13 protein-coding genes and 1 rRNA gene are annotated in these 14,026 nt (G+C 31.8%); 1 reads left to right on the forward strand and 13 read right to left on the reverse strand.

Features of this window, described 5'->3' with window-relative positions; all coding sequences use genetic code 11:
• The 12 genes from arsB to G4L40_RS12795 all read right to left on the reverse strand — a co-directional run bounded on the left by arsB (nucleotide 1) and on the right by G4L40_RS12795 (nucleotide 12,816).
• Nucleotides 1-1,035, reverse strand: coding sequence for an ACR3 family arsenite efflux transporter (gene arsB / locus G4L40_RS12740; RefSeq protein ID WP_166237576.1), 1,035 nt, complete (start codon nucleotides 1,033-1,035; stop codon nucleotides 1-3).
• Nucleotides 1,036-1,039: 4 nt separating this feature from the next.
• On the reverse strand, nucleotides 1,040-1,648 hold the full coding sequence (locus tag G4L40_RS12745) for an arsenate-mycothiol transferase ArsC (protein ID WP_166237577.1): 609 nt from the start codon (nucleotides 1,646-1,648) through the stop codon (nucleotides 1,040-1,042).
• Between the two features lies 1 nt (nucleotide 1,649).
• Nucleotides 1,650-2,267 carry a class I SAM-dependent methyltransferase gene (locus G4L40_RS12750; RefSeq protein ID WP_166237578.1) on the reverse strand — a complete coding sequence of 206 codons (618 nt, stop codon included), beginning with the start codon at nucleotides 2,265-2,267 and terminating at the stop codon, nucleotides 1,650-1,652.
• 1 nt (nucleotide 2,268) lies between these two features.
• On the reverse strand, nucleotides 2,269-2,745 hold the full coding sequence (locus G4L40_RS12755; protein WP_166237579.1) for a DUF6428 family protein: 477 nt from the start codon (nucleotides 2,743-2,745) through the stop codon (nucleotides 2,269-2,271).
• A 63-nt stretch (nucleotides 2,746-2,808) separates the two neighbouring features.
• Complete coding sequence (locus G4L40_RS12760; RefSeq protein WP_166237580.1) at nucleotides 2,809-3,132, reverse strand: ArsR/SmtB family transcription factor; 324 nt, start codon at nucleotides 3,130-3,132, stop codon at nucleotides 2,809-2,811.
• 105 nt (nucleotides 3,133-3,237) lie between these two features.
• The gene (gene rpsA / locus G4L40_RS12765; RefSeq protein ID WP_166237581.1) at nucleotides 3,238-5,004 is read right to left on the reverse strand and encodes a 30S ribosomal protein S1; all 1,767 of its coding nucleotides are present in this window, start codon (nucleotides 5,002-5,004) and stop codon (nucleotides 3,238-3,240) included.
• A 222-nt stretch (nucleotides 5,005-5,226) separates the two neighbouring features.
• Entirely contained in the window at nucleotides 5,227-5,910 is a 684-nt protein-coding gene (gene cmk / locus G4L40_RS12770) for a (d)CMP kinase (RefSeq protein WP_166237582.1), read from the reverse strand.
• A gap of 154 nt (nucleotides 5,911-6,064) precedes the next feature.
• The gene (porQ, locus tag G4L40_RS12775; protein WP_166237583.1) at nucleotides 6,065-7,084 is read right to left on the reverse strand and encodes a type IX secretion system protein PorQ; all 1,020 of its coding nucleotides are present in this window, start codon (nucleotides 7,082-7,084) and stop codon (nucleotides 6,065-6,067) included.
• A 123-nt stretch (nucleotides 7,085-7,207) separates the two neighbouring features.
• Nucleotides 7,208-9,670, reverse strand: coding sequence for an endopeptidase La (gene lon, locus G4L40_RS12780; RefSeq protein ID WP_166237584.1), 2,463 nt, complete (start codon nucleotides 9,668-9,670; stop codon nucleotides 7,208-7,210).
• Between the two features lie 194 nt (nucleotides 9,671-9,864).
• Nucleotides 9,865-10,611 (reverse strand): hypothetical protein, encoded by a 747-nt coding sequence (locus tag G4L40_RS12785; RefSeq protein ID WP_166237585.1) that lies wholly within the window; start codon nucleotides 10,609-10,611, stop codon nucleotides 9,865-9,867.
• A gap of 39 nt (nucleotides 10,612-10,650) precedes the next feature.
• Nucleotides 10,651-11,940, reverse strand: a complete 1,290-nt coding sequence (locus G4L40_RS12790) for an MFS transporter (protein WP_166237586.1) — start codon at nucleotides 11,938-11,940, stop codon at nucleotides 10,651-10,653.
• Between the two features lie 57 nt (nucleotides 11,941-11,997).
• On the reverse strand, nucleotides 11,998-12,816 hold the full coding sequence (locus G4L40_RS12795) for a M48 family metallopeptidase (RefSeq protein WP_166237587.1): 819 nt from the start codon (nucleotides 12,814-12,816) through the stop codon (nucleotides 11,998-12,000).
• Between the two features lie 167 nt (nucleotides 12,817-12,983).
• Here G4L40_RS12795 and G4L40_RS12800 point away from each other — a divergent pair, with 167 nt between their 5' ends.
• Nucleotides 12,984-13,844: an alpha/beta fold hydrolase gene (locus tag G4L40_RS12800; protein ID WP_166237588.1), complete on the forward strand. Its 861-nt coding sequence runs from the start codon at nucleotides 12,984-12,986 to the stop codon at nucleotides 13,842-13,844.
• Between the two features lie 74 nt (nucleotides 13,845-13,918).
• Here the strand turns inward: G4L40_RS12800 and rrf are convergent.
• A 5S ribosomal RNA gene (gene rrf / locus G4L40_RS12805) occupies nucleotides 13,919-14,026 on the reverse strand.

The following is a 14,026-nucleotide window of genomic DNA, read 5'->3' on the forward strand; positions in this document are numbered from 1 at the left end:
TTATTTATTAAAATATCTTTTTCGCAACAAAAACGCCACGTTTACTAAAATAATCAATGCAGGAACTTCAACTAAAGGTCCAATAACTCCCGCGAATGCTTGGCCGCTGTTAATTCCAAAAACACCAATTGAAACTGCAATAGCAAGTTCAAAATTATTTCCAGAAGCGGTGAATGACAAGGCAACTGCATCTCTATAATCAGCTCCGATTCTTTTAGAAACAAAAAACATTAAGAAAAACATAATTGCAAAGAAAATCACTAATGGAATGGCAATTCTAACAACATCCATTGGTAAATCAATAATCATTTCGCCTTTTAAACTGAACATTACTACAATTGTAAAAAGTAAAGCAATTAAAGTCATTGGTGAAACAAAAGGAATAAATTTCTGATTGAAAAACTTTTCACCTAAATACTTTTTAATAGCAAAACGACTCATCACTGCCAACACAAATGGAATACCTAAATAAATTCCAACTGTTGTAGCAATTTCAGTAATTGTGATGTTTAATTCTAAACCTTTAATTCCGAAAAATGGTAACATAATCTCTAAATAGAAATAAGCATACAAACTGAAAAAAAACACTTGCAATAAACTATTAATTCCAATTAAACCGGCTGTTAATTCACGATTACCTTCCGCTAGCTCATTCCATACAATTACCATTGCAATACAAGGTGCTAATCCAATAATAATTAAGCCTGTCATATATTCTGGATAATCTTTCAAAAAGAAAGTCGCTAATAAAAACATTAAAAACGGTCCCACAATCCAAGTGATGAAAAACGAAGCGGATAATAACTTAGGCTTTTCAAACATTTGAGGCACTTTTGAAAAATCGATTTTGGTTAAGGGTGGATACATCATTAAAATCAACCCAATTGCCAACGGAACATTCGTAGTTCCTGATGAAAATGAATTGATAAAATCAGCTGAATTGGGAATAAAATAGCCTATTCCTACTCCAATTAACATCGCTAAGAAAATCCAAAGAGTTAAATAACGGTCTAAAAATCCTAATCGTTTTTTCATATCCTTATTTTATTTGAGAAAATACAAAATACATTTCAGAAGCTATTTGCAAACTTCTTTCTGTGTATTTCTCGTTCATTACATCCGTTCCATCAAATGCTTTTGGATCGTCATATTTAATTGGAAATCTTACTTCTGCACCAAAAACCATTGGACAACCTTCGTCAGCATTATTACAAGTCATGATAGCCCCAAAATTATTCTTCGGATTAAAATCATCGAAATATGTTTTAGAAAAACAAATAATTGGATGTTGATTTTCATTAAATTTTACTGTATAAACAGGATTTTGTTCTTCACTTAACTTCTGAATTTGAAATCCTTGATTTACTAATGTTTCACTAACTTTTGGAAACATTGCTGTAGCTTCAGTTCCGCCAGAATAACAAAACACATTCTTGATTCCGAATTGAAAAGCCATCGTTTGTGCCCAAATTTGAGACAAATGACTTCTCCTAGAATTATGTGTACAAATGAAATTCAATCGAATTTCTTCATTAGTATTTACTTTCTTTTGAATATAATCCACAAGCGGTTGCAAAACTGATTTACGCTCATCTGAAACTTCAATTTTCACAATAGATTCTATGGTTGTTACTAAATTTTCAAACATATTACTTCTTCATATAATGACAAAAAATGAAATTCTGAACTGTGTTAAAAGGCGTTTCATGGTCTTCTGTAAAGCAGTTTTCTAATTCAAAATCTTGACCAAAAACAGCTTCCATTTTATCAACAGAATATTGTGTTATTGGCAAACCGCTGCATTTTAACGGACCATCTTCAGAAAAAGTTCCGATTATTAAGTGCGCATTTTGATTGGTATTTGCAATGACATTATTTTTGTATTGCTCGATATCGCTAGCTTCGGTAAAAAAATGAAAAGACGCTCTATCGTGCCAAACATCAAATTTTTCATCCGAATGAAAGTGTAAACTATCTGAAACTACAAAAGTTACATGTTTAGCTTTTTCACCTAATCGTAATTTTGCACGTTTAATTGCTGCTTCTGAAATATCTAACAAGAATAAATTGGTGTAACCAAAATCAAGTAAGCTATCAATCAAATAGCTATCACCACCACCAATATCAATGATTTTGGCATCTTTAGCTACTTTACAAGCTTGAATTAATTGAATAGAAGTCTGAGGTTGCTCTTGAAACCAACTTACTTCGTTTTCTGCTTTTGTGATAAAAACAGTTTCCCAATGTTGTTTTTTAGTATTTTCCATATTAACAACAACCTGAATCTGGTGAACAACAAGAAGTCTGCTTTGGTTTCCACTCGCCTATTTTGACTTTCATTTTCTCTGGTGGAATTCCGCAATTATCTTTAGCTAAGCAATCGGTTAATTTTGATTTTAATTGGAAGTTCGTTCCATCAAAATCTAAACTAAATTTTCCTATGGTTTCCTTCATTTGATATTCTACTTCGATTTCTAAATCAGGTAAACCTAACGCTTTTTCTGAAAGCTCTATGATGTGAACTAATTTCTCCGGATGCAATCTGTGGTCGTAATCATTGGCTTCCCAAAGTTGAAAATTCACTACTTCTTCTGTTCTAACAGTTCCACCGCAATCAATGAAATGTTTCGATACTTTTCCAACCTCTGTTACATGGAAATGACTTGGCACTAAATCGCCGTTTGGCAATTGAAAAGCTATAGTGGTTAGCTTTTTTAATTCGGATTTAATTTCTGATAATTTCATTTTAGATTATTTAGAAAGTTAGATTGTTAAAGGTAAATCTCTAAAACAGTCTAACCATTTTTTTTAACAACACTTATTTTTAAGTTGTTTATTGATAGAACCAAAGTACTTCTCGATGATTTCAATTGTATCTGGATTAATGCAATAACAAATTGCGGTTCCATCAATACTTCCTTTGATGATGTTAGCGTTTTTCAATTCTTTTAAATGTTGAGAAACGGTTGGTTGCGCTAACGGTAATACTTCTACGATATCTCCACAAATACAAGTATCTACCGACAATAAATATTCTACGATAGCCACTCTAGCAGGATGTGACAAGGCTTTGAACAAGCTTGCCATTTCATTATGTGCTACTGAAAAAGATTCTGATTTTGATACTCCCATGATGTCTATAATTATTATATTGCAATATTACGATAAACAAATATAATACACAATAAAAAATCCCGAAATTTCTTTCGGGATTTAAAATATTTAGAAAATTAGAGATTATTTACCTCCTTTTTCCATTTTAGCTTTTAATTCAGCAAGAATATCGTTGTTATCACCTAAAGTAGATGTTTGAGCAGCGTTAGTTGAAGTAGTTTCAACAGCAGCTTTAACGTTTTTCTCTTCTTCTTCTCTGAAGATAGCTGTATGAGATGCTACTACTCTTTTGAATTCTTTGTTGAACTCAATAACTTTAAAGTCAGCAGTATCACCTTTTTTCAATTTTTTACCGTCTTCTTTTTCTAAGTGACGTGTAGGAATGAAAGCAACGATATCGTCACCAAATTCTACAGTAGCTCCTTTGTCAACGATTTCAGAAATTGTTCCGTTGTGGATAGTTCCAACAGCAAAAGCGTCTTCATATTTATCCCATGGATTAGCAGTAGTTTGTTTGTGACCTAAAGATAATTTACGTCCTTCAACATCTAATTCTAATACAACAACATCTAATTTTTCACCAACGTTTACAAATTCAGATGGATGTTTGATTTTCTTAGTCCAAGATAAATCAGAGATATATACTAAACCATCGATACCTTCTTCTAACTCAACGAAAATTCCGAAGTTAGTAAAGTTTCTAACGATTCCAGTGTGTTTAGAACCTACTGGGTATTTAGCAGTGATATCAGTCCATGGGTCTTGAGTCATTTGTTTGATACCTAAAGACATTTTTCTTTCGTCTCTGTCTAAAGTTAAAACAACTGCTTCAACTACATCACCAATTTTCATGAAATCTTGAGCACTTCTTAAGTGAGTTGACCAAGACATTTCAGAAACGTGGATTAAACCTTCTACACCTTCAGCAACTTCGATGAAAGCACCATAATCAGCTAAAACAACTACTTTTCCTTTAACTTTATCACCAACTTTTAATTCAGTTCCTAAAGCATCCCAAGGATGAGCATTTAATTGTTTTAAACCTAATTGGATTCTTGTTTTCTCATCATCAAAATCAAGGATAACCACGTTTAATTTTTGATCTAATTCAAGAACTTCGCTTGGGTGATTAATTCTTGACCAAGATAAGTCAGTAATATGGATTAATCCATCTACTCCACCTAAATCAATAAACACACCGTATGAAGTAATGTTTTTAACAACACCTTCTAATACTTGTCCTTTTTCTAATTGACCAATGATTTCTTTTTTCTGTACTTCAATATCAGCTTCGATAAGCGCTTTGTGAGATACTACTACGTTTTTGAATTCATGGTTGATTTTCACAACTTTAAATTCCATAGTTTTGTTCACATATTGATCGTAATCACGGATAGGTTTCACATCAATTTGTGATCCTGGTAAGAATGCTTCAATTCCGAAAACATCTACAATCATACCACCTTTAGTTCTACATTTAACGAAACCGTTAACGATTTCTCCTGTTTCGTTTGCAGCAATAACTCTATCCCATGCTTTGATAGTTCTAGCTTTTCTGTGAGATAATACTAACTGACCTGTTTTGTCTTCACGAACATCAATTAATACTTCTACTTTATCACCAACTTTTAAGTTAGGATTGTAACGGAATTCGTTTAAAGAAATAACACCTTCAGATTTAGCGTTGATATCAACGATTGCATCTCTATCAGTAATTCTTACAACAACACCTTCTACTACTTCTTCTTCTCCTGTAGAGATGAAAGTTTTAGTTACTAGATCTTCAAATTCTTGTAAGTTTTTTTCATCAACTGGGTCAATTCCTTCTTGGAAGTTATGCCAGTTAAAATTCTCTAAAAACTCTTCTTGTGTTTTGTTAATTTCAGACATGCTGATTAAAAAATTTGTATGCCGTGTTTCTTGAGTTTCTTAATGCGATAGAAAACAGCAGCAGTGTTTTACATAAATGATTGATACCTAAAGGAAACTCTACTCCGCCAAAAGGTGTGCAAAGATACTACTTTTTGTTTATTTACAAAACTTAATTAAAATATTTAAAAGCTTGAAAAGAAAGAAATTAGAAGAATTAAATTGATTTTAATAAAAAACGAATTATAATCTCTCTTTTACTAAATTTAAAACCAATTCAAATTGTTCTTTTTTACTTAAGGTAGAATTATCAATTTCGATGGCGTCATCCGCTTTTACCAATGGAGAATCTTCTCTATGAGTGTCAATGTAATCGCGTTCTTCAACATTATGCAATACTTCTTCAAAAGTAACATGTTGTCCTTTTTCTACTAATTCGTCAAATCTACGTTGTGCTCTAGTTTTTGAACTTGCTGTCATGAATAATTTCAACTCAGCATCAGGAAAAACAACCGTACAAATATCCCTTCCATCCATCACAATGCCTTTGTCTTTGCCCATTTCTTGCTGCTGTTCTACTAATTTTGCGCGTACTTCTGAAATTTCAGCTACTTTACTTACCATACGAGAAACTTCAATAGTTCTGATTTGGGCTTCAATATTTTCGTTATTTAAATACATTTCTGCAAATCCTAAATCAGAATTCAATTGAAAACGTAAATTGATATTTGGCAATTGAGAAATTAATCCTGCTTTATCTAAATGTGTTTCAGAAACTAAATCGTGTTGCATAGCATAATAAGCTACCGCACGATACATCGCACCTGTATCTACATATACATAACCTAATGCTGCAGCTAATTGTTTAGCTAATGTACTTTTTCCTGTTGACGAAAAACCGTCTATTGCTATGGTAATTTTTTTCATATTTTGCCACGAAAACGCTAGGCGCTATGTTTTATATTATTAATCTACTACTTTTTAAACATATAAGTCATATAAGTTTTTTTTAAGTAATACTTTGAAAATAATGAAGTTCATTTAAGCTAATCACTAATTACTTTTCACTAATCACTTAACTTTACTCCAATTCAATCATCAAACCAAATAAACTTGTATTGGCTGCCACCGTATATCTGGAATAAGAATAATCGAATTTAACTTTCCCAAATCGGATTCCAAAACCCGCAGAAATTCCTGAAAAACTTCTTTGTTCAAGAATTCTCAATTCTTCGCTTCTTCTAAAATTATATCCCAATCGAATATTGAATCCTTTTTCAGGAAATAATTCGGCACCAACAATTACGTGTCGAAGTGCATTATTAAAAAAAGAAACTTTCTCTTCTGTCGATCCACCATCTAAATTTCCTTCTGCTCTATTTGGATTCGAAAAAGCGATATTCCATTGTTGCAAATTTTCAAAAGTCATGTGCCAACGAATGGGAACATTTTCCATCAATTGTGAGATTCCTGCATCGATTGAAAGCGGCAATTTTTCACGCGTATCAGCATACGGTTTAATTTGGAAACCAACATTTCTAATCGTTAAACCATAATTAATATCGTTATCATAATCGACATACAAAAATCCTAAATCAACTGCGGCTCCCCAAGAATTGTAACTTTCCAATGTAGAAGAAATTAGTTTTGCATTGGCGCCAATATACATATCAGTCCAAGGTAAATTATAAGCATAACCTAAGGACAAAGCTGCTTCACTTCCTGTAAAATCTGAAGTTAAATTTCCCACTTCATCACGGCCTTCAAAAGTACCATAATTAATATAACTTATTCCCGCATGAAATGTTTGCAAATGACGATCATAAGTGTAAGCATAAGCCGCTGTTCCATAGGAAACTTCGCCATAATAACTCCCGTAATTTGCCGACAAACGGTTGTGCATTTTTTGATTAATTGTAGCAGGATTATAAAAAGCTTGATTTACATCATAATCTACTACTGTTACTGTTTTTCCACCTAAAGCCGCTTGGCGAGGAGATTGTGCTAAATTTAAAAACTGATATACATACTTACCTCCTATTTGACTAAAAACGTTAGTCGAAAGAAGTATTAAAGAAAATAATATCGTTTTTTGTAGCATTTTGTGGTGTTAACTTAATCATAACGCAACTGCGAAGATAAAATTATATACGGTAGAAAACAAAAAAAGAAATTCCAATAACTTTCTTATTAGAATTTCTTTTTATAAAGTTTAAATCAATAGTTATTTTTTAAATTCTAACGATTTTGCATTTTTAACTTTTTGATTTGTAATGGCTACATCAAGTACATCGCTCATTTTATCTACATAATGAAAAGTTAATCCTTCAATATAATCTGGTTTAATCTCTTCAATGTCACGTTTATTTTCCTTACAAAGAATGATTTCTTTAATATTTGCTCTTTTAGCAGCAAGAATTTTTTCTTTGATTCCACCAACTGGCAATACTTTTCCACGAAGTGTTATTTCTCCAGTCATGGCAATATTTTTCTTAATTCTTTTCTGTGTAAATGAAGAAACCATCGAGGTTAACATTGCAATTCCAGCACTTGGGCCGTCTTTTGGTGTAGCACCTTCAGGCACGTGAATATGTATATTATAATTGTTTAAAACTTCCGGATCTATACCTAAATCTTCTGCGTTTGCACGAATATACTCTAATGCAATTGTAACCGATTCTTTCATGACAGTTCCTAAATTTCCTGTCATGGTCATAGTTCCCTTTCCTTTTGATATAAGAGATTCAATAAACAAAATATCGCCTCCAACAGAAGTCCAAGCCAAACCAGTAACTACACCAGCAACATCATTGTTTTCATATTTATCACGCTCCATACGAGGCGATTTTAACACTTCCAAAATATCTGTATCTGAAACCTTAACATTATAAATTTCATCCATTGCAATTGATTTTGCGGCATGACGCACCACTTGAGCAATTTTTTTCTCTAAACCACGAACACCTGATTCACGCGTATAACCCACAACGATTTTTTCTAATTGTTTTTTACCAATTTGTAAATCTTTAGCAGATAATCCGTGTTCTTTTAATTGCTTTGGTAATAAATGTGTTTTTGCAATTTCGATTTTCTCTTCAATGGTATAACCTGTCATTTCGATGATTTCCATACGATCGCGAAGAGCTGGCTGAATCGTTGACAAGCTATTAGAAGTCGCAATAAACATCACTTTTGATAAATCGTACCCTAACTCCAAGAAATTATCATGAAACTCTTTATTTTGTTCTGGATCTAAAACTTCTAACAAAGCTGAAGATGGATCTCCATTATGACTCGAAGACAGCTTATCAATCTCATCCAAAACAAACACTGGATTTGATGTTTTTGCTTTTTTAATGTTTTGTAGAATTCTTCCTGGCATCGCACCAATATAGGTTTTTCGGTGACCACGAATTTCTGCTTCATCACGTAAACCACCAAGAGACATTCTTATGTATTCTCTACCTAATGCTTCGGCTATAGATTTTCCAATTGAAGTTTTACCTACACCTGGAGGACCATACAAACAAAGAATTGGAGATTTCATATCATTTCGCAATTTTAAAACTGCTAAATGCTCAATGATACGCTTTTTTACTTCTTCCAAACCATAATGGTCCCTGTCTAAAATTTTTTGAGCACGTTTTAAATCAAAATTATCTTTAGTAAATTCATTCCAAGGTAATTCCAAAAACAGCTCAATATAATTGCGTTGAATACCAAAATCAGGTGAATTTGGATTCGTACGTTGCAATTTTGATAATTCTTTTTCAAAATGTTTTGCAGTTTTTTCATCCCATTTTTTCTTCAAACCTTTGGCGCGCATTTCCTCGATTTCAGCTTCATAAGAAACACCACCCAATTCTTCTTGAATAGTTTTCATTTGCTGCTGCAAGAAATATTCGCGTTGTTGCTGATCTAAATCAAAACGAACTTTTGACTGAATATCATTGCGAACTTCTAATTTTTGAAGTTCTAAATTCATAAAGCGAAGTGTTTCTAACGCTCTATCTTTTAAATTTTTTATCGATAATAATTGTTGTTTTTCTTCCACTGAAAGATTCATATTGGAAGAAACAAAATTGATTAAAAAAGGATTACTTTCGATGTTTTTGATTGCAAAAGTAGCTTCAGTCGGAATGTTTGGACTTTCCTTAATAATTTGAATTGCTAATTCTTTTATTGACTCAATAATAGTTTTGAATTCAACATCTTTTTTATTTGGTCTTTCTTCAGAAACCTCTTTAATAGTTGCTCTAAGATAAGGTTCTTCCTGAGTAAACGCCTCAATCTCAAAACGTTTTTTACCTTGCAGAATTACAGTTGTATTCCCATCAGGCATTTTCAAAACGCGCATAATTCTGGCAACAGTTCCGATATGATGCACATCATTTGGTGACGGATCTTCTTCGTTTTCATCAATTTGAGCCACAACCCCAATTATTTTTCCTTTGGCATTGGCATCATTGATTAATTTAATAGATTTATCTCTTCCAGCGGTAATAGGAATAACTACACCTGGAAATAATACTGTATTTCGTAATGGCAGAATTGCGATATCTTTTGGCAATTCTTCATTGTTCATTTCTTCTTCATCTTCTGGCGTCATTAATGGAATCAATTCTGAATCTGGATCCATTTCCTGAAGTGACAAATTGTCAAGGGCTAATATTTTGTGATGTGGCATATGTTTAAATATGGTCTTTTTGTCAGTAAATTAATTTATAAAAACTATTCAAAGTTACTGATAACATACTTATTTTATTGATAATCAAATCATAAAATAAATTTAAATAGTATTTTCAAAGTTGATAGTTCAAGATGTATGCCATAAAAAAATCCCGAAGTATTAGTTCGGGATTTTGATAAATTTATAAACTCTTAAAAAAGAGTATAGTTTACCAATATAGAATCGTAATTAAAACCACCCGAAGAAGTTATTGACTTAATAGGTCCAACATTTTTAGCATACCAAATTTCAGAATCAACAGTTGTTGTTGGTGTTCCCATCATGCTCACATTTTGAACCATTTGTACTTTAATAACATTGTTATATGTTTCTCCATTAACTGTTACAGTAACATCTTTGGCTAAAATTGTACCCGTATAATTTGTTGTTAGCGTTATTGCTGGAATTCCAGTATAAGTTGTTGTTTGTGTGTAACTTCCATTCCAAGATGCTCCAACCGTTATATTATCTTTAAGTACAATATATTCATATCCTGTTTGTGTTCCTGTTAAACCTCCAGCGTCTATAGTCACATCATCTGTTTTTATTTTATAAACACCACCATTCTTATTTAACCATGAAGTAACTGTTCCAGATGTCGCAGTACCTGAACCAGATTGCGGTGCAAATTTGTAATATGTTTGACCTCCAAATGTACCTGTTCCAATTATTTTAATTGGATCGGTTGGAGTTCCATTTTGTTCAAAATTCCAAACATTATTAATAGCTGTTGGCCAATAATCTCCTGTAGAAGTTCCACCACCACCAGAACCTGAACCTCCTCCAGAGCCAGAACCACCTCCTGATAAAACTGGATCTACAGGTTCATCATCACACGATATTGTTGTAAAAGCTAAAGTTAAAACTAGAAGTGTTAGAATAGATTTTATAGTTTTCATAAATTTGTTTAATTAATTTTTCAAATATAATAAGTAAATTTAATTTTTAGGCACTCTTGTAAGCAAAAATAATCCTACAATAAAAAATAAAATTAGAAATAATATAGCGTTTTGTATTCTTCCCGTTATATCAGCAATATAACCATAGGTAAACATTCCGATTACAATACCTATTTTTTCAGCAACATCATAAAAACTAAAAAATGAAGTAGTATCTGTTGTGTTAGATGGAATAAATTTTGAATACGTTGATCGTGATAAGGACTGAATTCCGCCCATTACTAATCCAACAAAAAAAGCTGCAATGTAAAAATCTGTTGGAGTAATTACAAAATAAGCATAAGTACAGATTAATATCCATAAGAAATTTAAAAGCATTAAAACTCTAATATTTCCATATTTTTCAACTAACTTAGAAGTAATCCAAGCTCCAAATACAGCAACCAATTGAATCACTAAGATACTAATAATTAACCCTGTTGTTCTTTTGCTATCACTTCCCCATTCAACTTCTTTTTCACCAAAATAAGCAGCAATAATCATGATAGTTTGCACAGCCATACTGTACACAAAAAATGCAGCTAAATATCTTTTTAAAGAAAGAATACCCTTAATTTGTTGCCAAACTTTTAATAATTCTCTAAATCCATTAAAAAACACATTTTTATGCAATTTGTTATCATTTTTATTATTTGGAAGATAATAATAAGTATATTGACTAAATCCAATCCACCAAATTCCTACCAATAAAAATGAATATCTCATCATTTGGATAGCATGTTTTTCATCAACTAACATAACCATTGCTAAACATATTAGTAATAAAATAACGCTTCCAATATAACCTAAACTAAAACCTTTTGCACTAATTTTATCTTGCTGATCTTTGTGTGCAATATCTGGCAAATAGGAATTATAAAACACTAAACTTCCCCAAAAACCTATTAATGCAAATAGATAGGTTATTAAACTAAAAACAATATTTTCTAACGAAAAAAAGTACAAACTCATACAAGATATCGAACCAATATAGCAGAACAATTTTAGAAAAAACTTTTTGTTTCCTAAATAATCGGCAATGCCAGAGAGTAAAGGAGAAATAAATGCAATAATTAAAAATCCAAAAGCAGTAACATAACTTATTAATGATTCACTTCGAATCAAAAAACCAAACAATTCAATTTCCTCAATTCCTTTCAATCTAAACAAAGCCCCATAATAAATAGGAAAAATAGTTGAAGAGATAACTAGTGTATAAACAGAATTTGCCCAATCGTAGAACGCCCAAGCATCAAGTAACTTTGAATTTCCTTTTTCTAAATTTCTCATAAATTAAAAAATCCCGACCAATTAAGTCGGGATTCAAATATAATAGTAATTTTTTAATTATTTAAAAGTTACTCCAAACTTAGCCGCTTCAGCTTTAGCTTGAGGAATCAAAGCTGTTAATTCTTTAATTCTAGTTTCATTACTTGGATGTGTACTCAAAATTTCCGGCGGAGCTTGACCATTTGAAATTGCAGACATTCTTTCCCAAACTTTAACTGCATTAATAGGATCGTAACCAGCAATAGCCATTAATGTTAAGCCTATCATATCAGCCTCACTTTCATGTTTTCTGCTAAAAGGTAACATTCCTCCAACTTGTGATCCGACACCATATGCTTGCATAACTAATGCTTGCGTTTCAGCATCTTGATTTCCAACAGCAACTTGTGCGCCAACTGCACCTAATTGTTGTAATAATCCAGCACTCATTCTCTGTTGTCCATGATTTGCTAAAGCATGAGCAACTTCATGCCCCATAACTGCAGCAATTCCAGCATCATCTTTACAAACAGGCAAAATTCCTGTATAAAAAACTATTTTACCCCCAGGCATACACCATGCGTTCAATTCTTTACTATCAACTAGTTTATACTCCCATTCATAGCCATCTAAATAGTTTGCATTTCCGTTTGCATTTAAAAAACGTTCAGCAGCTGTCTTGATTTTCATCCCTATAGTTTCAATTCTTTTTGCATCTGAAGTACCTTTAATTACTTTATTTTCAGACAAAAACTGATTATATTGTTGAAAAGCTGATGGAAATATTTGACTGTTGGGAACAAAAGCCATAGTGCTTTTTCCTGTAAATGGATTTTTTGCACAAGACATTACTAATGCAAAAAGTAATACAGCTAAAATTTTAACTTTAATATTCATAGGGAAAATCTTTTTTTAATAACAAACAAATTTACAACATTTAAATTACTCAATGAAAACTACAAACAAATTTATTCCTTGTGTTAAATATATTTTAGTAAAACAAATTAATTCTGATAATAAAAAATAAAACAGAATAGTTGTAATTTGCAACAAATTTAGTTGAAATGTCAAAAAACAAAAAAATAACTACACAAAACCAAGAAATTCCTAAGGCAATTTTAATTACAGCGAAGATTTTGCAAACGTTTTCTTCAAATTTGACAACAAAATTTGCTGCTAAGCTTTTCACAACTCCTATTAAACATAAAATTCCTAAACGAGAATTTTTTATGGATAAAGAAAGTAAGCAAGAAAACATTATAGTTACAGCAATTAATAAAGAAATAGTTGTATACAAATATGGAGAAAGCTCAAAAAAAGTACTACTAGTACATGGTTGGTCAGGACGTGGAACCCAATTAGTGAAAATTGCTGATGAACTTTTAAAAAATGGGTATATGACTATTAGCTTTGATGCTCCATCACACGGAAAATCAAAAGGCAATTTTTCCATAATGACAGAATTTATTGCATCCATCTTAGAAATAGAAAAAAAATACGGTCCGTTTGAATATGCTATTGGACATTCACTTGGTGGTATGTCTGTTTTAAATGCTATTAAACAACATTTACAAGTCAAAAAAGCAATAATAATTGGTAGTGGAGATATTATACAAGATATTATTGATGACTTTATAAAAAAATTGAAGCTAAAATCTGATTTTGGAATTAAATTAAGAAATCATTTTGAAAACAAATTCGGCAACAAGATGGATGATTATTCTGCATATAAAGCAGCAAAGTTAGTTGAGATTCCAGTTTTAGTGATACACGATAAAGACGATGATGATGTTTCCGTTAAATCTGCATATAACATTCAAAAACATCTAAAAAATTCACAGTTATTGATTACAGAAGGGCTAGGACATCGTAAAATTTTAGGTAATGAAACCGTAATTCACAAAATAATAGATTTTATTAGTTAATCAGATTACATTGTAGAAGTAGTACTGCGTAATAACAAAAAAGCCTGTCTAAATAATAGACAGGCTTTTCAAAAGAAAGGCGGCGACATACTCTCCCACATAACTGCAGTACCATCTGCGCAGTCGGGCTTAACTTCTCTGTTCGGAATGGGAAGAGGTGAGCCCCGACGCAATAACCACCT

It is taken from the genome of Flavobacterium celericrescens (assembly GCF_011392075.1).
In the GTDB taxonomy this organism is placed as follows: domain Bacteria; phylum Bacteroidota; class Bacteroidia; order Flavobacteriales; family Flavobacteriaceae; genus Flavobacterium; species Flavobacterium celericrescens.